Below are 19,542 nucleotides of genomic sequence, written 5' to 3' on the forward strand. Positions count from 1 at the left end.
GATGATAAAAAATTAATCATCGGCTGCTGTTTGATAAGTTTTGTTTGTTCTAAACCTACTGAGCGCCTTTTTGATGTCGCCCTGGAGGAGCACAGCCAGTCGTTCTATGATTTGCAATGGATCTGCTTTCATTCCGTTCTTAATCCAATCTAAAATCAGACCGACAAAGGCGTATTTGTAAAAATCGGCAATAAACTTTTTATCGTCATCTCTCACCTCCAGACCGGCGGCATTTTCCTCAATAACACCAATCAAAAGATCGTAGGTTAATTTGTAAAGATAAATTTCAATCTGCTCTCTGTTTACGGAGTGATAGATATTCATGACAATCTGTTTGTTGTCCGAAACTGCGTTAAAAATCTGCAGAAACCCTTGCTGCCAGGTATTGTAAGTCTTTTTTCCGTTGAGAACCTTGTTGGCTTCACGAATCCAGGACCACTCTAACAGATCGTAGATATCCTGGAAATGATAGTAAAAGGTCATCCGATTGACGCCGCAGTGTTCCGTGATATCTGAGATTGTGATTTTGTCCACAGTCCGGGTTTCCAAAAGAGTTTTTAAGGAGTCAGCCAGGGCATTTTTCGTCATCTGCGCCATGAAGTTTATTCTCCCATCTCAGCCAACTGTGCGTACTTGGCATCAATCTCTTTCAGCTTGTCTATGATGCTGATCTTCTGTGGACAGTGAGACTCGCAGGCGCCGCATTCAATGCAGTCTTTTGCATTTGGCGTACATTTGTTGTATTGACCGGAAAGGGACCCCCAAATCCAGTGAAAACCTTTGCTGGCAGCTTCATTGTACATCTTGAAGATCTCCGGGATTTTGACGCCGGAAGGACATTCGTAACAGTAATTACAACCGGTGCAGGGCACCAGAATATCCGCTTGAAGGACTTTGACGGCTTCTGATATCGCTTCCTTTTCCTTGTCAATCATAGCCGGGCCATTAAAGATCTCGATATTTTCCTTCATCTGCGCCAGTGTTGACATGCCGGAAAGGGTGCAGAGGATACCAGGCAGTTCGTTGATAAAGCGCAGTGCATAGGAGGCGTAGCTGGCGCCAGTATCGGTACCGTCCAGCACTTTCCGGGCTGTTTCGCTGAGAGGGTTAGCCAACATGCCGCCGCGCAGAGGCTCCATGACGACGACAGGGGTATCAAATTCTCTGGCAATTTGATATAGTTCTTTCGCTCCATACAAATCCCAATCCATATAGTTGAGCTGGAGCTGGATAAATTCCAAATCCTGACCATAGTCAGTGAGAACCTGTCTCAAAAGATCAGGGCCGCAGTGAAAGGATGCGCCCAGGTGACGGATGCGTCCCGCCGCCTTTTCTTCCCGCAGGTATTCGATCATGTGCAGGCGCGGCACGTTCGGCCAGCTTTCCTCGTCCAAACTGTGCAGCAGATAAAAGTCAAAGTAATCTGTTCTGCACTTTGAAAGCTGGCCTTCGAAGATTTTACCCGCATCATCTTCGGTGCTGCAAAGCCAGGTGGGCAGTTTGTCAGCTAAATAGTAGCTGGTTCGCTGGTGTTTGGCCAAGGCAGCCCCTACAAAATCTTCTGATTCACCTTCGTGATATTTGTAGGCGGTATCGATGTAATTGATGCCGTTGGCTAAAGCGTAATCGATCATTTCCTGTCCAGCAGCGTAGTCGATTTTTCCCTGGTCGTCCATGGGCAGACGCATGGTGCCGAATCCGAGACGGGATATTTTTTTGTCCTTGAATTCTGTATAGTTCATATGTAGGTACCTCCTTCAGTATAAAGCCATTATACATGATAGTTTTGTGCGGGTAAATAGGCTTGCTTCTGAAACTTGGTTCACGAGGGGGAATCCGCGAAATATTTTGTCCAATTATAGAGGAAAACAGTGTATAATGAAAGGGAGATAAATTTAAATCAGAAAGTAAGACGAAAGTATGAATAAAACAAAGAGCATATACATCATGATTTCCCAGACCAATACAAGATTTGCCCGTCTTGTCCGCAAATTTGGCAAGACCCATTACAACCATGCGGCCGTTGCCCTCGACGAGGAGCTGGAACAGCTGTACGCCTTTGCCCGGCCCAAGCATAAGGCAGTTTTGCTTGCGCGCCTGGTGAAAGAAAATGTTCACCGTTACACATTAGGGAAAGAACAGACCGTCAATGTGGTAATCTTTAAAATAGACGTGACAATGCGGCAGTATTTATGGGTGAAAAATACCATTGAACAGATTTATGCAGACAAAGAATACATATACAATCTGCTGTCAGTTTTGTCCTACCCTGTTTCGAGAGGGTTTAGCACATATAAGGCTTTCTCCTGCATTGAATTTGCCATGTTCATTTTGAAGGCTCTGAGTTATGATATTCCCAAGCCACTGTACCGCTACAAGCCGGATGACCTGCTGCCTTTGCTGTACAAGGATATTTGCTATCAAGGAGACATTTTGGAATACAAAGAGGACAGCGGATATGATTATGAATACTTTTCACCGTGGACTTTCCACCTTTTCTGGGACAGCGTAATCACTTTAATGTGGCTCTTTATGCGTACCTTTGTGAGAAGGCAGAGAAAAGAAACGAAATGATGAAGGAGGTTACAAGGTGAGTAAAAAACACTTAAATTTGTCAGTACCCCAATGGCAGGGAAGTGGACAGGATTACAGCATCTATCATGGCGCTTTTGCCCTGATGGAAAACTATCTTCAGGGTTTTGCATTGACCCAGGCTGTTATCACCGATCAGCCCATCACTCCTGTCAAGAATGACATTCTCGGTTATGATGAAATTTTGGCGCAGATGAAGCAGATCAACGAGCTTTTGAAAATGGAAAAACCAGATACCATTTTCACCGTCGGCGGCGGCTGCGATGCGGATCTGAGCGCTATGGCGTACTTAAACAGCGTTACCGATGGAGATATGGCTCTGCTCTATATCGATGCCCATGGAGATTTAAACACGCCAGAGTCGTCAAATAGCAAGCTGTTCTACGGCATGTCCCTGCGCGCCTTGCTGGGAGATAGCGCTGCGGAAATCGTTAGAAATCTGCCGTCGACCCTTACTCCGGAACAGCTGGTCATGTGTGCAAATCGGGCTTTGGATGCAGAAGAGGAACGATATATTCATGAAGAGGGGATCGTCTCTCTTTCGGTGAAAGAAATTGAAGATGATCCCACAGCGGCAGCAAAGTGTCTTAAGGATAAAGGCTACCAATCTGTCTATGTCCATATTGATTTGGACGCTCTCGATCCTGAAGAGTTTCCCTATGCGCCGGTTCCTGAACCATACGGACTAAAAGCGCAGACCTTTATCAAAATGCTTTTGGCTGTTGCTGAGCAGTGCCACATTGTCGGGCTCGGTCTATTGGAATACAGCGGAACCGAAGACAGTCCCCGATCAGAAATCATAGAAAAAATTGTTGAAATCGGCGTACAGCTTTAAACGCTAGAAAGAGGACTTGTGTGAGAGAAATAGATTTAGAGACGTGGAATCGTGCCCATCTGTTCAGGCAGTATCAGGGCGCTGATCTGCCTTACATCATCATCAGCGCGCGGACAGATGTGACAGGACTCCTCAAATGGTCAAAAGCAAATCAGGTATCTTTCTATTTTGCGCTAGTACACATAGCGACGCAGACGGCTGACAAAATAGAGAACTTTCATTACCGCTTCGACGGAGATAAGATTCTGCGAATTGATCACAACGTTCCGCTTTTAACCCATATGAGAAAGGGGGAGGATCTGTTCATCATGCTGGAAGGAATGGTGACAGAGGATCGTCTGCAGTTTTGCCGCGACTTGAGAGAAAAAGCCGACAACCAGTACTATAATAGAAGGGAAACTGTCTTTCACAGACACGATATGATTAGCTTTTCCTGTATGCCATGGATTGACTATACTCAGTTCGTACGGACGATTATCAGAGATGGTGAGGATAATAATCCCAAATTATCGTGGGGCAAGTATACTACAGATGAACAGGGCAGAACGACGCTGAATTTCTCTGTGCAAGTTCATCACGGGCTTATGGACGGCTATCACGTGGGCATGTTCTACCAGGAATTGCAGAAAGCGTTAGATGCAATAAAATAGAGGGCTGTCACATACAGCCCTCTTACTTTTTCCGATAGAAAAACCTTTTTAACTCGCTTTTGCGTCAGGAGCATTGGCATACTTATTAAAGTAGTCTTTTGTAAGCTTCACAACGGTACCGCTTAACAGGAACAGGGCAATCAGGTTCGGTATTGCCATGAGACCGTTGAAGGTTTCAGCTATACCCCAGATTAATCCCAAGTCGGCTGTCGCCCCAATAATGGCAACCAGCGAATATACGACCATAAACGGTTTGATGATTTTGGTGCCGAATAAATACTCGATACATCTTGAACCGTATAATCCCCATCCCAGGATGGTGGAGAAGGCAAAGCAGCACATGGCTACAGCCGTAAAGACTGATACCCAGCCTCCATAGGTGGCGACGAAGCCGGAAATGGTCAGTTCAGCACCTGCTGCAACACCGTATTCAAAGTCGGCACCGCTGCAGAGTATAATCAGTGCAGTCAATGTGCAGATGACGATGGTGTCTACAAAAACTTCGAAGATACCGAAGAGCCCTTGGCGGACAGGATACTTGGTATCAGCTGAGGCATGGGCAATCGAGCCTGTTCCCAGTCCCGCTTCATTAGAAAAAATACCTCGGGACACTCCCTTTTTTACGCTCATGAAAACCGTTCCAACAACACCGCCTGTGATGGCTGACGGATCAAAAGCGCCCTTGAAGATCATACCGAATACGGCGGGTACATTTTTGTAATTGACAATGACAACACCCAGCGCCATGAGAATATAGAGCAAGGCCATAAAGGGAACCAGCTTTTCCGTCACGCTGCCGATTCGTTTGATGCCGCCTAACAGAACTAAGGCGACCAGACCGGCAAGGATGATCCCCAAGACCAAATTTACTGTGCCCATAGAATCGGCAGATACGACGTGATAGTTGCTCAAGGCAGAGTCTATGGAAGCGATGATGGTATTGACTTGCGTTGCATTGCCCGTGCCGAAGACGGTCAGGACACCAAAGACAGAGAAAAGGGCTGCCAGCCAGTGCCATTTCTTAGAAAGGCCGTTTTTGATGTAATACATCGGGCCGCCGACCCAATCGCCGTCTTTGTTTTTTTCTCTGAAATGAACTGCAAGGGTGACTTCGGAAAATTTGGTGCACATGCCAAACAGTGCAGAGACCCACATCCAGAAGATCGCTCCGGGACCGCCGATGGCGATGGCGCCGGCGACGCCGGCAATATTACCCGTGCCTACAGTAGCAGCCAAAGCGGTGCACAGCGATTGGAACGGCGTCGTGGCGCCATCAGCCGCTTTTGTTTTGTGCAGCGCTCTGCCAATGGTGTTTTTCAGCGCATAGCCGAATTTTCGCAGTTGGATGAAATGCGTCCGAAAGCTTAGCACGAGGCCCACTCCCAGAATGCAGATCATCGCAGGGACACCCCAAACAAAGTCGTTGACGTATCCGTTGATCGTTTCGATGAATGATAACATATAATTCCCCTCCATTGTTTTACCTTTATTGCGTAAAAGTAATGATTCATGATAATAGATAAATATTCAAATAGTTTATCATATATTTACAAGAAATGGAAATGTTTTTTATAATATAGGAATTTCGTCCGGAGGACGTATTTTTGTGTGTACAAACGATTATTAGATCTGAAGCAAAAATTGTCCAAGCTGCAATTATTTTTATAATCTGGTTCTAAAAGATGTCCATGCTTTCATAGTGTATTAAAGTGAAAATTTGGCCGAGCCTTTCGGCAACAAAAAAATATATTTTGACACTTTAAAGCGCTTTCGCACCTGACAGTCGAAAAGTGTTGAAAAAAGGCAATTTTGAATTTTGGGGACGAAATGTACATCAAAAAAAACTTTGAATTTGCAAGCGATAGAAGCATTTTATGGTTGACTTTAAATACATGTGGGAGTAATATAGAAATGATGTTGTATACAGAATAATCTTTTTGAAAACCTGCTATATGACAGAGAATGTATTCGCTATGAATACTAACCAAGATACGATTGCAGAGGTAGTCGAAAAGATGAGATTATTTCTGTTATTTGTGCCCTGGAAGCTTAACAAGCAGAAAGGTCCGCACCTAAATATAACTATCTGCAGAGAGGTTTCTCGGCAGTAGAGAAGGAGAGAGTTATCAAGATGAGAAAACTAAAAACAATGGATGGAAACACCGCCGCAGCACATGTATCATACGCATTTACAGAAGTTGCAGCAATTTATCCGATTACGCCATCTTCGCCTATGGCAGAAAGCATGGATGAATGGGTTTCCCAGGACAGGAAGAATATCTTTGGTGAAAATGTAAAAATTGTAGAAATGCAGTCTGAAGGAGGAGCAGCAGGCGCCCTTCACGGTTCCATCGCAGCTGGTTCTTACACATCGACATTCACAGCTTCACAGGGTCTTCTTTTGATGATTCCGAACATGTATAAATTAGCAGGCGAACAGACTCCTGCCGTATTCCATGTTTCGGCAAGAGCACTGGCTTCCCACGCATTGTCCATCTTTGGCGACCACTCAGACGTAATGAGCTGCCGCCAGACAGGTTTTACAATGCTGGCATCCAACAGTGTACAGCAGGTTATGGACCTGGGCGCAGTCGCACACCTTGCCACGATTGCAGGCAAACTTCCGATGCTTCACTTCTTTGACGGTTTCAGAACATCACATGAGAACCAGAAGATTGAAACATGGGATTATGATGAATTAAAAGAAATGGTCGACTGGGATGCTGTCAAAGCATTCAGAGAGAGAGCTTTAAACCCAGTACATCCGCACAGCATGGGTGCTGCAGAACAGCCGGAAACCTTCTTCCAGCACAGAGAAGCATGTAACACAGCTTACCTGGAAACAGCAGACATCGTTGCAGAATACATGGATAAAGTAAACGCAAAGATCGGCACAGATTATAAGCCGTTCAATTACTATGGCGCTCCAGATGCGACAGAAATTATCGTAGCTATGGGTTCTGTCTGTGAAGCAGCAGAAGAAGTAGTAGATCACCTGCTCGCACAGGGCAAGAAGGTCGGTATCATAGAAGTTCACCTTTACAGACCTTTCTCTGCTAAATATCTGCTGGGCGTGCTGCCTGAATCCGTTAAGAAGATTGCTGTTCTCGACAGAACAAAAGAGCCGGGCGGCGTCGGTGAACCTCTGTACTTAGACGTGATTTCCGCACTGAGAGGAACCAAGTTCGAAGATGCTTTGATCGTAGGCGGTCGTTACGGATTAGGTTCTAAGGATACACAGCCGGGAGACGTTCTCGCTGTATATGAAAATCTGTGGAGTGAGAACCCAAAGAAGGAATTCACCATCTCCATTACAGACGACGTAACAAACCTATCACTGCCAGTCAAAGAGAATCCAGATGTTGCTCCTGAAGGAACAAAAGCATGTAAGTTCTGGGGACTGGGTGCTGACGGTACAGTAGGCGCTAACAAGAACAGTGTCAAGATCATCGGTGACTACACCGACAAGAAGGTACAGGCTTACTTCCAGTATGACTCCAAGAAGTCAGGCGGCGTTACCATTTCCCACCTGAGATTTGGAGATAAGCCGATCAAATCAACTTACTACGTAAAACAGGCAGACTTTGTCGCCTGCCATAACTCCGCATACCTGCAGCAGTACGACATGGTTCAGGACGTAAAACCAGGCGGATTCTTCCTGCTGAACTGCGTATGGAGCGACGACGAATTAGATAAGCACTTACCTGCAAAGGTAAAGAGATACATCGCTAAGAACAACATCCAGTTCTACACTTGTGATGCTGTATCCCTGGCAAAAGAAATCGGGTTAGGCGCCAGAAGAACAAATACCATTCTTCAGGCTGCATTCTTCAAACTGGCTGACATCATTCCTATCGACGATGCGGTCAAGTACATGAAGGAAGCCATCGAAAAGACATACGGCAAGAAGGGCGAAAATGTAGTCAAGATGAACTGCGCCGGTGTTGATGCTGGTGTCAACAACGTACATAAGGTAGAAGTTCCTGCAGCATGGGCTGATGCACCGGACGATGCACCTCGTGCAAAGATGGTAGGACGCGACGACTTACATACTTCTTACTTGAACGACGTACTGATTCCGACAAATACATTGACTGGCGACGACGTACCTGTATCCAAGTTCACTGTAACTGCAACTGGTTTAGTTCCAGCAGGTACAGCTGCATTTGAAAAGAGAGGTATTGCAACAGACGTTCCGAAGTGGACAAAAGAGAACTGTATCCAGTGTAACTGGTGCTCCTTCGTATGTCCGCACGGCGTAATCAGACCTTTCGTCATGGAAGAAAAAGAAGCTGAAGCTCTGAACGGCGATGTATTAGCAATGAAGGGCAAAGGCGTAGAGGATAAATTGTTTACCCTTGGAATTTCCGCTCTGGACTGTACTGGATGCGGCTCCTGCGTACAGGTTTGCCCATCCAAGACAAAGGCTCTGGAGCTGGTTGCAGCTGATGACGCAATCGTCAAGGAAGAACAGAAGAAGTACGACTACTTATTTGCTAACGTTGACGAGAAACCGGTTCCGTTCAAGGAAGATTCCGTCAAGGGTTCTCAGTTCAAGCAGCCGCTGCTCGAGTTCTCTGGAGCTTGCCCGGGATGTGGAGAATCTCCATATGCAAAACTGATCACACAGATGTTCGGAGACAGAATGTTCATTGCAAACGCAACTGGATGCTCCTCCATCTGGGGATGCAGTGCGCCAAGCACACCTTACACAGTGAACAAAGAAGGAAGAGGACCGGCATGGGCCAACTCCCTGTTCGAAGACAATGCTGAGTTTGGATTTGGTATGGCTATCTCCATGCAGGCACGTCGTAACGAGCTGAAGTCTGCTGTTGAGAGAGTGAAAGCTGCTGTCGGCGCTCCTGCTGAAGAGTGGATTGCTTCCATGAACGACGCAAAAGGCGCAGAAGATGCTGGAAAAGCATTGGTAGAAGCATGCGAAAAGATTGCTGATTCTAACGAAGACGCTAAATACGTCGTTGAAAATAAAGACCTGCTGCCAAAACCATCCGTATGGATCTTTGGTGGTGACGGATGGGCTTATGACATCGGTTACGGTGGATTAGACCACGTACTGGCTTCCGGCGAGAACGTAAATGTCATGGTATTCGATACAGAAGTTTACTCCAACACTGGCGGACAGTCATCAAAATCAACTCCAATCGGCGCAGTTGCAAAATTTGCAGCTTCCGGTAAGGCAGTTAAGAAAAAAGATCTGGCACAGATCGCTATGGCATACGGCTACGTCTATGTAGCACAGATCGCTATGGGCGCCAGTGCAGACCAGACAATCAAAGCGCTCCGCGAGGCGGAAAGCTATGACGGACCATCCCTGATCATCGCTTACGCTCCTTGTATCAACCACGGTATCAAGATCGGCATGAGCAAGACTATGGAAGAGATGAAGAACGCTGTTAACTCTGGATATTGGAACCTGTTGAGATACAATCCGGTTCTGGCTGAAGAAGGCAAGAATCCGCTTTCCATCGACAGCAAGGAACCGACAGAAAGCTACAGAGACTTCATCATGGGCGAAGTTCGTTACAACTCCCTGAAGCTGAAATTCCCTGAAAGAGCAGAAGAACTGTTCGTAAAGGGTGAAGAAATGGCAAAAGAGAGATATGCACGTCTTCTTGCTCAGAAAGAAAGCTTTGAAAAATAAAGCAAGCTGATTCACTGAAGTTTAGGCGGACCCGTAAGGGTCCGTCTTTTTGTTCAATAGGAAATATCGATTTCCTATTAAACAAAAAGAGGTGTGCAGAGGGGATTCCCCTTGCGAGCAGGAAATTGTACTCTAGTATAATTCTTAAAAATTCTTAAATTTGTAACGAATCACGATACCCTATGGTAAAATAGAAACATATTTAAAACGTTGCCGCAGGGTAGTGTTCACTGAATCATGTGCTACGATTCTCAATTGAGAGGAATGCACATGGTAAAATGATTCCCAGGTTTAATGATTATATCAATCTGCAGATTTGTATAATATGGGGTAGGGATGAGTGACAGGAGGATAACATGATTCATATTGCAAATGCCACTGACAGTATCAGAGGGGATGCTGCCAAAAAATTGATAGATTTCTGTTTGAACAACAGCAAGTACATGATTTTAGCGCGAACACATAAGGAAGAAATTCCTGACCTGGATACTTTGATTGACAGCGCCATAGCAAGAGAGCGGCAATATTTAAAGGATAGCGCGGCAAAGATAGACAGGATGGATGACTGTGAGCTGCGGCACGAAACTGGTCTGCGCAGTAAAAGTGCTGTTTTGAAGCAAATGACGGAATCAACGAAAGAACGGATTCGGATGATAGAGGAATACAGGCGTTTGAAATATGAGGAAAAGGACCAAGTCGTAGAGAATCTTACAGCCTTTGGCATTGTAAAAAAGTTGATTTCCATCGGCTCTCTGGCCACCTTTCCAGGCATATTTGATCTGTGCTATTTTAGAGTCAGCGACGAACTGATGAGTCCTTTGGAGCAAGATGTTTTTTCCTACCCCATCTCTTTTGGCGGTTATGATTTCGAAGACGCTGCTTTTGAAGACTGCCAAGGAAAGGTGTGGATGACGATTTGTTCCCGTGAGCGCAGTTTTGATATGAGACTGACAGATGAAAAATATAAACTTTTCGAAGGGCTGCGAATATGCCATACGATAATTTAAAGGGAGTTTTGACCATGAAGAAACCGATGATTGCCGGGCTTGTTACGGCAGATGATGACTACAAAGACTACTGTAAGGCTTTTGAGGAACTGGGGCAAGAACCTTTTATCTCTTTAAATCTGCAGGACTTGGATCTGGCAGATGCCTTGATTCTGCCAGGCAGCGGACAGGATATGAACCCAAAGCTCTGGGGCAGCGAGGATCAATGCTCTAACGACATCAATGATGCATTAGACGCTGCCCAGTGGGCGCTCATGGACAGCGCGGTGAAAAAAGGCAAGCCCATCTTGGGCATCTGCAGAGGTATGCAGTTTATCAATGTGTATTTTGGCGGAACTTTGATACAAGATTTGCCTTGCAGTGCCAGCCATAAGGCAGCTACGCCCGAACAATATCACGACGTTTTGCATTTGCCGGCAACCTTTATGGAGGCTTTATATGGTGAAACCTCAGAAGTGAACACCCGCCATCATCAGGGCATTGGACGAATCGGAGAGAATCTACAGGTCGTATCCATCTGGAATGATGGAGAAGACAGTGTGGTAGAGGCCATCGCCTGTGAGCAGCATTCTATTCTGGGCTTACAGTGGCACCCGGAGAAGATGTTTCTCTACGGAAATGAAAATCAAAGAACGGATGCGAAAAAACTGCTGCAGTGGTTTTTGACACTAGAAGGAGAAAAATGAGAAGAGTTTTGACAGCAGTTCTTATCTTAGCATTGGCGGTCGCTATGACGGCATGCAGCACGGATGAGCACAAGGCGTTGGAAAAGACAGAATCGATCAGCAAAAAAGAAGCGGAAGCAGCTGTTTTGGAGCAGGTACGGGCAGAAGAAGAGCGGGAGGTGGAACTAGTCTCACTGACGGATATAGGTGGAACCTGGTTTTCCCTCATCTGTCTGAAAGAGGGGGATGAAATCATCGTAGAAGATGGGTACCTAGGCGAAAAAGAAGGCGCCTATACTTATCATGGATTTAATAAAATTGCATTTTATTTCGGAAAAGGAAAGCGGTTTTTTAATGCTGACTGGAGTCGTGAAATAGATGGTAAAACTATCTATGTGTCGATCAGCAAAGAAATGATAGTCAATGAGCGACCACACTGGAATAGCGGTGCTCACAGAGTGAATGACGATGTGGACATCCATTACAGCGTAGAATGGGATTGAGGAAAGGAAGTGATAGATTTGATTCAAATTTACACTGGCGATATAACACTGCTGAAAGTTGATGCCATTGTTAACGCAGCCAACAGCTCTTTGCTGGGCGGCGGTGGCGTAGACGGAGCCATTCACAGGGCGGCGGGCAGGGAACTTCTTGCTGAATGTCGGACTTTGCAGGGCTGTGCTACCGGTGATGCGAAGATTACCAAAGGGTATCATCTGCCTGCAAAGTTTGTGATTCACACGGTAGGTCCGGTTTGGCATGGGGGAAATCACGGAGAAGAAGAGCTGCTGAAGAGTTGCTACCGCAGGTCACTAGAGGTCGGGGAGGCAAACGGCTGCCGGAGCATCGCTTTTCCAGCTATCAGTACGGGCATTTATGGTTATCCCAAGGAGAAGGCGGCCAAAACGGCTGTGGAAGCGATGAAAGAATACTTTGCAGAACATCAGGAAAGCGTTATAGAAGATGTGATACTCGTTTCCTTTGATGCAGGAACAGAACAACTCTATCTGGAGTTGCTTTGAAGGAGGTTGCTATGAATTATGTGGACGGAACGCCAGCAGAGTACAATATTTTAGGTTTTGTATATCTGGGGGCCATTATCGCACTTATCGTTTACTTGTCAGTACTTCATATCAGGCGAAGCAAGAAAATCTACCATGCAAGGGAGGAACGCAATCAGGAGCACCGCAGAGACGAATAAAGAATGAGAAATAAAGAGGCTGACTGCCATGGTGCATACCATCGGCGGTCAGCCTCTTTTTTATGCTGCGTCGGATTTGGCGTTCTTTTTCAAAGTAACGTCCGGTTCACTTGGCAGCTTGAACAGCGGAATATATTTATCAAGACCTGTAATTGTCAGTATCAGCAGTGTGGCTACGGCGAACATCGCCATGAAATTGTATCTGATAAAATCTGTGTTGGCAAATTGAAACAGCGGATATACGTTGACTGCAATACCAGCGTAGAAGAACAAGTATACGTGCCATGGAATCAACTGAGAGCCAAATACCCCCATGGCGTCTCCAAAGGTAGCATTTCTCAGCTTAATTTTGTACATATCCTCTTCGCTGGCCTCGATATTCTCTTCTGCGATTTCTTTAATAATCGGCCCCACGGTTACGATTTGCGCCATTTCGTCGGCTAGTATGGCATTCCCGGCAAGGGAGAGCACGCCATTGCAGAACATCAGCTGCCTTACATTGTGTGAGATTTTCACGATTAGATTAGAAAGCGGGTCGAAAGCGTGCATTCTGCCCATAATGCCGCCGAAGGCCGCTACCCACATCATCATGACGATCACCCAGGAACCGGCATCAGCGAAACCGTCCATACACATATTTAAGTAGTCCTGCAGACCGCTGCCTGTGAAAGCAGTCGTTCCGGCAAAGCCTCCCAATATGTAAGAAGAAAGAATGCCGGTGCCAATGCAGGCGAAGGTATTGATTCCAACTACCGCCAACACGATAACTAGAATCAGCGGAATAATCATGTACCAGGATACTCCGTTTTCTACTTGATTTAACAGGTCAATGGCCTCTGGCCGTTCCTGCGCCAGGTAATCCAGTGCACTCTGCGGTACGGAGGCCATGACGCCAGAGGCTTCCACTTTCCCTGTCGGCAGTCCCATGACAATGGCGGCGATAAAAGTTGTAATTGCAGCCAGCGTGAGACACATCACAGACCATACGCCCTGTGAGCGAACACGGTCGATAACCTGAACCCCTTGAATGCCAGATGAAACAATAGTAGTATCTGAAATGAGTCCGATATTGTCGCCGAAGCAAGCGCCTCCAGCGATAGCGCAGGTTGTCAAAAGCAGACTTCCGCTTTCGATGCAATTTGGGTCCACGATGTGTACCAGCCAGAGAAAGATTGGCGAGCAAGCGGCAAAGGTTCCCCAAGATGTGCCCGTTGCAACGGATAAAACCGCTGTTACCATTAGACCGGTGACGGCTGTCGTTCTAGCGGTCACTCCCAGTGACAGTGCGATGTTGACCACAGAGGCGCCAACCCCTGTTTTCATAAAGGCGCTTGCCATGGCATAGGCAAACATCAGAATAAAAAGTGCGACGATGATATTGCTCACACTTTTGATGGATGCGTCGAGACAGTCTTTAAAGGTGAGCTTTTCTGTCAGGTTAGCGACAATCACCGCTACGATAACGGAAAGCGGCGCCGCTATCAAAGCATCCTGCCCCGAAATCATCAAACCGGCTAACAGGACGACTGGTAAAAATTTTACAGTAGCTTTTAAGATTTTCATTATATCCCCTTTCTTGAAGTAAATGTCATCTTGATATCCTATGCGGCTTGAACAGAAAAATTAATTGTACAAAAGTTTAATCATGCAAAATCGGACTAAGCTTTAAGAACTACATTTTAAATGGAAAGGAAAAAACCGCCTCACTTTACATATCTTTAACAAAATCATGATTACACTCTTTACATTGATTCGGTATAGTATTCTTGCAATCAAGAAAAACTAATAATTAAAATATATCAAAAGGAGAAGAAAGAAATGAAAAAGTTAAAGAAGATTTTGGCGGTATGTTTAGTAATGGTACTGATGGGAAGTTTATTCACCGCATGCGGCAACGATGATGGCGAAGGAACCGATGCAGGCGACAAGGATATCCACGTAACTTCAAGAGAAGAAGGATCTGGAACAAGAGGCGCATTCATCGAACTTTTCGGAATTGAGCAGAAAGACGAAAACGGAGAAAAGATGGACCACACAATTGATTCCGCAGAGGTTACAAACAGTACATCGGTTATGATGCAGACCATCGCCGGAGACGATGACGCAATCGGTTACATTTCACTGGGATCATTAAATGACACTGTAAAGGCTTTGAAGGTGGATGGCGTAGAGGCGACACTGGACAATGTTAAGAGCGGCGATTACAAAGTATCAAGACCATTCAATATCGTGACAAAAAAAGACGCCAGTGAAGCGACAAAAGACTTCGTTAACTATATCATGAGTGAAGAAGGCCAGGCAATTGTTGAAGAAGAAGGTTATGTCAGCCAGGAAAACACAGGCGCCTTTAAAGGTAAAGCTGTGAAAGGCGAAGTAAAGATCAGCGGTTCATCCTCAGTTACTCCATTGATGGAAAAACTGGCTGAAGAATATCAGAAGATCAACAAGGACGTAAAAGTCAGCGTACAGCAGTCCGACTCCACGACAGGTGTGACCGATGCAACAAAAGGGGTTAGCGATATCGGAATGGCATCAAGAGCCCTGACAGACGAAGAAACGGCAGCAGGTGTCGATGCAAAGGCAATCGCACTTGACGGAATCGCAGTCATCGTAAATTTGAACAATACCCTCGATGAAATCACATCAGATTCTGTACTGAAAATTTACACTGGAGAGATCACCAAGTGGTCAGAAGTAAAATAATGAATAGAAGTTTGAAACAGAAAAATTCCAAGCAGGCTAAAGCCGGGGAATTTCAGTATGGGACCTATCATCCATCTTCAAAGAAGATGGGGTTAGGTCTCCAAGAAAAAGCAATGCAGCTGGTATTTTTACTGGCTGCATGTGCTTCAATTATAGCAGTCATTTTGATCTGCGTTTTTATGTTTGGCAACGGAGTTCCAGCCATTGGAAAAATCGGTGTCGTTGAATTTCTTACTGGCACAGTATGGAAACCGCTTAACGATACATATGGCATTTTGCCGATGATTATCGGCAGTATCTATGTAACTGCAGGCGCTATCGTTATCGGTGTTCCAATCGGCATTCTCTGCGCGACCTATATGGCAAAGTTCTGCCCGCCAAAACTGTATAAGGTGATGAAACCGGCAGTAGATCTGCTGGCCGGGATTCCGTCCATTGTTTATGGTTTCTTTGGCCTGGTAGTAATCGTACCACTGATGCAGGACCTCTTTGGCGGAACGGGCAAAGGGATTCTTACCGCATCCATCATGCTGGGAATCATGATTCTGCCGACCATTATCAGTGTGTCAGAAAGCTCCATCAGAGCCGTACCGGAGAGTTATTACGAAGGATCTTTAGCTTTGGGCGCAACCCACGAGAGAAGTATTTTCTTTACGATTCTGCCGGCGGCGAAATCAGGAATTATGGCTGCCGTCATTTTAGGTGTTGGCAGAGCCATCGGTGAAACTTTAGCGGTATCCATGATTATCGGTAACCAGGCGATCATACCAGAAAGCATTCTCAGTGGAGCCAGAACCATGACGACCAATATTGTTTTGGAGATGGGTTATGCTTCGGGGATGCATCGAGAGGCGCTGATTGCAACAGCAGTGGTTCTGTTTATCTTTATCCTGATTATCAACCTGCTGTTTTCTATTATCAATAACAGGAGGGAAAAGCAATGATAAAACGTTACAGAGGGCAGCCCTTGTCTCTCTTTTTAAGAATCATCGTAGACCTTGCCGCGGCTATTACAGTTTTTGTGCTGATTGCAGTTGTCGGCTATATTTTGGTGAAAGGGATACCGAACTTAAACTTATCGATGTTTGCGTGGAAGTATACGACTGATAATGTATCTATGATGCCCGCCATCATCAATACGCTGTCAGTGACGGTCGTGGCACTGCTTATTGCGGTACCTTTTGGCATTTTTTCAGCCATTTATCTGGTGGAATACGCCAAAAGGGGAAATAAACTGGTCAACCTGATCAGACTTACAACAGAAACCCTTTCAGGAATTCCTTCCATCGTATATGGACTTTTTGGTTACTTGATGTTTGTCGTGGCTCTCAAATGGAGTTATTCTATTATGGCGGGCACACTGACACTGGCAATCATGATATTGCCTCTGATTATGAGAACGACAGAAGAAGCTTTGAAAGCTGTGCCGGATTCTTTTAGAGAAGGCAGCTTCGGATTAGGGGCGGGCAAGCTGAGAACTGTCTTCCGAATTGTTCTGCCGTCAGCCGTTCCTGGTATTCTCGCAGGAGTGATACTGGGAGTAGGCAGAATTGTCGGTGAGACAGCAGCTTTGATATATACAGCAGGTACGGTTACAGGTGTCGCATCGGGTCTCTTCTCCTCGGGCAGAACCCTTTCAGTGCACATGTACGCACTCCTCTCGGAGGGTCTCTATACCAATCAGGCTTATGCGACGGCTGTCGTCCTGCTGATCGTGGTTATCATCATTAACGCAATCTCAGGTTTGATAGCGAGAAAGGTGACGAAAAGATAGAAGGGAATTTAAATGGACAAATTTACAATAAATCAATTGAACTTATATTACGGAGACTTTCAAGGACTCAAGAACGTCAACTTACATTTACCGGCCAATGAGGTGACCGCTTTTATCGGGCCATCCGGATGCGGCAAATCGACGCTTCTTAAGACATTGAACAGGATGAATGATCTGGTGGAGGGCTGCAGAATAGAAGGAGATGTGCGCCTGGATGGAGAAGACATCTATGGAGAAATGGATGTCAACAATCTGAGAAAAAGGGTTGGCATGGTTTTCCAAAAACCAAATCCCTTTCCGATGAGTGTTTATGACAACGTTGCATATGGACCGAGGACTCATGGCGTCAGGAATAAAGCGGAATTGGACGAAATTGTGGAACGTTCTCTGAAAAATGCCGCAATCTGGGATGAACTGAAAGACAGGTTGAAAAAGAGCGCTCTCGGCCTCTCTGGAGGACAGCAGCAGAGACTTTGTATCGCGAGGGCTTTGGCGGTAAATCCTGAGGTACTTTTGATGGATGAACCGACCAGCGCCTTAGATCCGATTTCGACTGCAAAGATTGAAGACCTGGCCTTGGAACTGAAAGACCGCTATACGATTATCATGGTAACACACAACATGCAGCAAGCCCTTCGTGTTTCAGATAATACTGCATTTTTTCTATTAGGCGAAGTCATCGAGTATGATAAGACGGAAAAGCTCTTTTCTGTTCCATCTAACAAGAAAACGGAAGAATATATTACAGGGAGGTTTGGCTGATGAGAAATAGATTTGACGAGCAGCTTGCGCTGCTCAACGTGGAACTGATAAAAATGGGAAGCTTATGCGAGCTTGCAATTTCCAATGTAATCAAAGGACTGCTGGATGACAACGACGAACTGCTGAACCTGGTCACCGATACGGACAGTGAAATCGACGAAAAGGAAAGGGAAATTGAATCCATGTGCCTGAAATTGCTGCTGCAGCAACAGCCAGTGGCAAAAGATCTGCGCACCATTTCTTCTGCCCTGAAGATGATTTCTGATATGGAGCGAATTGGAGATCAGGCGTCTGATATTGCCGAAATTGCTGGCTATATCGAAGGGGAAGATGCGAAAAATCACACCCATCTAAAACATATGGCGCAGGCTGCCGCACAGATGGTGACGGAGTCCATCAAATCCTTTGTTGACAAAGACTTGAAGCTGGCCCATAAAGTGATGAAGGATGACGACGTAGTTGATGACCATTTTGACGAAGTAAAGAAGGATATCATCAACTTGATCAGGGACGGGGGAGCCAGTGCTGAGTTCAGCCTCGACCTTTTGATGATAGCCAAATATCTGGAGCGAATTGGGGATCATGCGGTCAACATCGCTGAGTGGGTGGAGTTTTCCATTACGGGTGAACATTTGAGCGAAGAGCTGAGGAATAGAATGGAATTGTGATAGTAGGCACTCTGCAGAAAGCAGGGTGCTTATTTTTCTGGCATACGTTGAAAAGACCATGGATATACAGTATAATGAACTAACTGATAGATGCAACCTAATAATAACTTTTAGACAGTGACAAATGAGAATTTGGGGAGGTGTAATAATAATGAACTACTTTAACGAGAATAAAGAAGCTTGGGAAGAAGCGTTTGATCATCGGCATCCCGGTTGGGGAGAAACAAACTACCAGAAGCTGCTGAATGAAAAACTCCCCTTTTTCTGTCCCGATATGGCAGAAGAACTCAAGCAAATTGATTTCAGCGGCAAAGACATTACACAATTTTGCTGCAACAATGGTCGTGAATTGCTTTCACTTATGTGCCTTGGTGCAAAAAGTGGGGTTGGGTTTGATATAGCCAAAAACATTATTGCTCAAGCTGCCGATACCGCAGAAAAGGCGGGCATCCAGAACAGCAAATTCGTCTCATGCAATATACTGGATATTCCCGAGTGTTATGATAATTCTTTTGATTTTGTACTGTTTACAATCGGTGCCATCGCTTGGTTCAGTGATTTAAACGCCCTTTTTCAAAAGGTTTCCTGTTGCCTGAGGTCGGGCGGCATCCTGTTCCTGCATGATTTCCATCCAGTTATGAATATGCTGCCCATGCCCGGTGAGCCTGAATTTGATGAACAGCGCCTAAATCAGACTGCCTATTCTTATTTTAAGAAAGAGCCGTGGATTGAGAATGAGGGTATGGGCTATATGTCCGAACATTATGCTTCAAAAACCTTTACTAGCTTTTCTCATACTCTGTCGACTATTATTAACGCGATCAGCAACGCTGGGCTGTGTATTATGAAATTTAATGAGTATGATTATGATGTTGGCTTATCGGATGTATATGACAAAAAGGGCTTTCCGCTTTCCTATCTGCTGATGGCTGAAAAACAATAACAGATTACTAGGTTTCTCTATTGCTGTCTGCTTTAATTTGCATTATTGACAAAAGCGGTTTTGGCGTAAAACTTATCCTT

General features: G+C 45.4%; 19 protein-coding genes. 15 read left to right on the top strand and 4 right to left on the bottom strand.

Going from position 1 to position 19,542, the window contains the following annotated elements:
- Positions 1 to 12: 12 nt before the first annotated feature.
- On the bottom strand, positions 13 to 597 hold the full coding sequence (locus BN6539_RS11065) for a TetR/AcrR family transcriptional regulator (RefSeq protein ID WP_067538332.1): 585 nt from the start codon (positions 595 to 597) through the stop codon (positions 13 to 15).
- A gap of 5 nt (positions 598 to 602) precedes the next feature.
- Positions 603 to 1,742, bottom strand: coding sequence for an aldo/keto reductase (locus tag BN6539_RS11070; RefSeq protein WP_067538335.1), 1,140 nt, complete (start codon positions 1,740 to 1,742; stop codon positions 603 to 605).
- A 178-nt stretch (positions 1,743 to 1,920) separates the two neighbouring features.
- On the opposite strand from BN6539_RS11070, the gene BN6539_RS11075 reads away from it, so the two are divergent.
- From BN6539_RS11075 to BN6539_RS11085, 3 genes are read left to right on the top strand one after another with little or no spacing between them, the layout of a single operon-like run.
- On the top strand, positions 1,921 to 2,574 hold the full coding sequence (locus BN6539_RS11075) for a hypothetical protein (protein WP_067538338.1): 654 nt from the start codon (positions 1,921 to 1,923) through the stop codon (positions 2,572 to 2,574).
- A 16-nt stretch (positions 2,575 to 2,590) separates the two neighbouring features.
- On the top strand, positions 2,591 to 3,427 hold the full coding sequence (locus BN6539_RS11080; RefSeq protein ID WP_067538342.1) for an arginase family protein: 837 nt from the start codon (positions 2,591 to 2,593) through the stop codon (positions 3,425 to 3,427).
- 20 nt (positions 3,428 to 3,447) lie between these two features.
- Positions 3,448 to 4,077 carry a CatA-like O-acetyltransferase gene (locus tag BN6539_RS11085; RefSeq protein WP_067538345.1) on the top strand — a complete coding sequence of 210 codons (630 nt, stop codon included), beginning with the start codon at positions 3,448 to 3,450 and terminating at the stop codon, positions 4,075 to 4,077.
- 48 nt (positions 4,078 to 4,125) lie between these two features.
- Here BN6539_RS11085 and BN6539_RS11090 read toward each other — a convergent pair whose 3' ends face one another.
- Positions 4,126 to 5,538 carry an alanine/glycine:cation symporter family protein gene (locus BN6539_RS11090; RefSeq protein WP_067538348.1) on the bottom strand — a complete coding sequence of 471 codons (1,413 nt, stop codon included), beginning with the start codon at positions 5,536 to 5,538 and terminating at the stop codon, positions 4,126 to 4,128.
- 670 nt (positions 5,539 to 6,208) lie between these two features.
- Between BN6539_RS11090 and nifJ the strand changes: the two genes are divergently transcribed.
- The 6 genes from nifJ to BN6539_RS22350 all read left to right on the top strand — a co-directional run bounded on the left by nifJ (position 6,209) and on the right by BN6539_RS22350 (position 12,612).
- Positions 6,209 to 9,739 carry a pyruvate:ferredoxin (flavodoxin) oxidoreductase gene (gene nifJ / locus BN6539_RS11095; protein WP_067538351.1) on the top strand — a complete coding sequence of 1,177 codons (3,531 nt, stop codon included), beginning with the start codon at positions 6,209 to 6,211 and terminating at the stop codon, positions 9,737 to 9,739.
- 356 nt (positions 9,740 to 10,095) lie between these two features.
- The gene (locus tag BN6539_RS11100; RefSeq protein ID WP_067538355.1) at positions 10,096 to 10,746 is read left to right on the top strand and encodes a hypothetical protein; all 651 of its coding nucleotides are present in this window, start codon (positions 10,096 to 10,098) and stop codon (positions 10,744 to 10,746) included.
- Positions 10,728 to 11,432 (top strand): gamma-glutamyl-gamma-aminobutyrate hydrolase family protein, encoded by a 705-nt coding sequence (locus BN6539_RS11105; protein ID WP_082907478.1) that lies wholly within the window; start codon positions 10,728 to 10,730, stop codon positions 11,430 to 11,432. Before BN6539_RS11100 ends, BN6539_RS11105 begins: the two co-directional genes overlap by 19 nt.
- Positions 11,429 to 11,914, top strand: a complete 486-nt coding sequence (locus tag BN6539_RS11110; protein ID WP_067538359.1) for a hypothetical protein — start codon at positions 11,429 to 11,431, stop codon at positions 11,912 to 11,914. Before BN6539_RS11105 ends, BN6539_RS11110 begins: the two co-directional genes overlap by 4 nt.
- A gap of 18 nt (positions 11,915 to 11,932) precedes the next feature.
- A complete protein-coding gene (locus BN6539_RS11115; RefSeq protein WP_330385079.1) occupies positions 11,933 to 12,433 on the top strand; it encodes an O-acetyl-ADP-ribose deacetylase in 501 nt (166 codons plus the stop codon).
- An 11-nt stretch (positions 12,434 to 12,444) separates the two neighbouring features.
- A complete protein-coding gene (locus BN6539_RS22350) occupies positions 12,445 to 12,612 on the top strand; it encodes a hypothetical protein (protein ID WP_156524178.1) in 168 nt (55 codons plus the stop codon).
- Positions 12,613 to 12,672: 60 nt separating this feature from the next.
- Here BN6539_RS22350 and BN6539_RS11120 read toward each other — a convergent pair whose 3' ends face one another.
- Positions 12,673 to 14,175: a Na+/H+ antiporter NhaC family protein gene (locus tag BN6539_RS11120; RefSeq protein WP_067538362.1), complete on the bottom strand. Its 1,503-nt coding sequence runs from the start codon at positions 14,173 to 14,175 to the stop codon at positions 12,673 to 12,675.
- Positions 14,176 to 14,430: 255 nt separating this feature from the next.
- Between BN6539_RS11120 and BN6539_RS11125 the strand changes: the two genes are divergently transcribed.
- The 6 genes from BN6539_RS11125 (at position 14,431) to BN6539_RS11150 (ending at position 19,462) form a co-directional block, all read left to right on the top strand.
- The gene (locus tag BN6539_RS11125; protein ID WP_067538363.1) at positions 14,431 to 15,315 is read left to right on the top strand and encodes a substrate-binding domain-containing protein; all 885 of its coding nucleotides are present in this window, start codon (positions 14,431 to 14,433) and stop codon (positions 15,313 to 15,315) included.
- Positions 15,315 to 16,259, top strand: a complete 945-nt coding sequence (pstC, locus tag BN6539_RS11130; protein WP_330385080.1) for a phosphate ABC transporter permease subunit PstC — start codon at positions 15,315 to 15,317, stop codon at positions 16,257 to 16,259. Before BN6539_RS11125 ends, pstC begins: the two co-directional genes overlap by 1 nt.
- Positions 16,256 to 17,089: a phosphate ABC transporter permease PstA gene (pstA, locus tag BN6539_RS11135; protein WP_067538364.1), complete on the top strand. Its 834-nt coding sequence runs from the start codon at positions 16,256 to 16,258 to the stop codon at positions 17,087 to 17,089. The genes pstC and pstA overlap by 4 nt, the downstream gene beginning before the upstream one ends.
- 12 nt (positions 17,090 to 17,101) lie before the next feature.
- Positions 17,102 to 17,851, top strand: coding sequence for a phosphate ABC transporter ATP-binding protein PstB (gene pstB / locus BN6539_RS11140; protein ID WP_067538366.1), 750 nt, complete (start codon positions 17,102 to 17,104; stop codon positions 17,849 to 17,851).
- Positions 17,851 to 18,519 (top strand): phosphate signaling complex protein PhoU, encoded by a 669-nt coding sequence (gene phoU, locus BN6539_RS11145; protein WP_067538368.1) that lies wholly within the window; start codon positions 17,851 to 17,853, stop codon positions 18,517 to 18,519. The genes pstB and phoU overlap by 1 nt, the downstream gene beginning before the upstream one ends.
- Before the next feature lie 151 nt (positions 18,520 to 18,670).
- Positions 18,671 to 19,462, top strand: a complete 792-nt coding sequence (locus tag BN6539_RS11150) for a class I SAM-dependent methyltransferase (protein ID WP_067538369.1) — start codon at positions 18,671 to 18,673, stop codon at positions 19,460 to 19,462.
- Positions 19,463 to 19,542: the final 80 nt, after the last annotated feature.

It is taken from the genome of Emergencia timonensis (genome assembly GCF_900086585.1).
Classification (GTDB): domain Bacteria; phylum Bacillota; class Clostridia; order Peptostreptococcales; family Anaerovoracaceae; genus Senimuribacter; species Senimuribacter timonensis.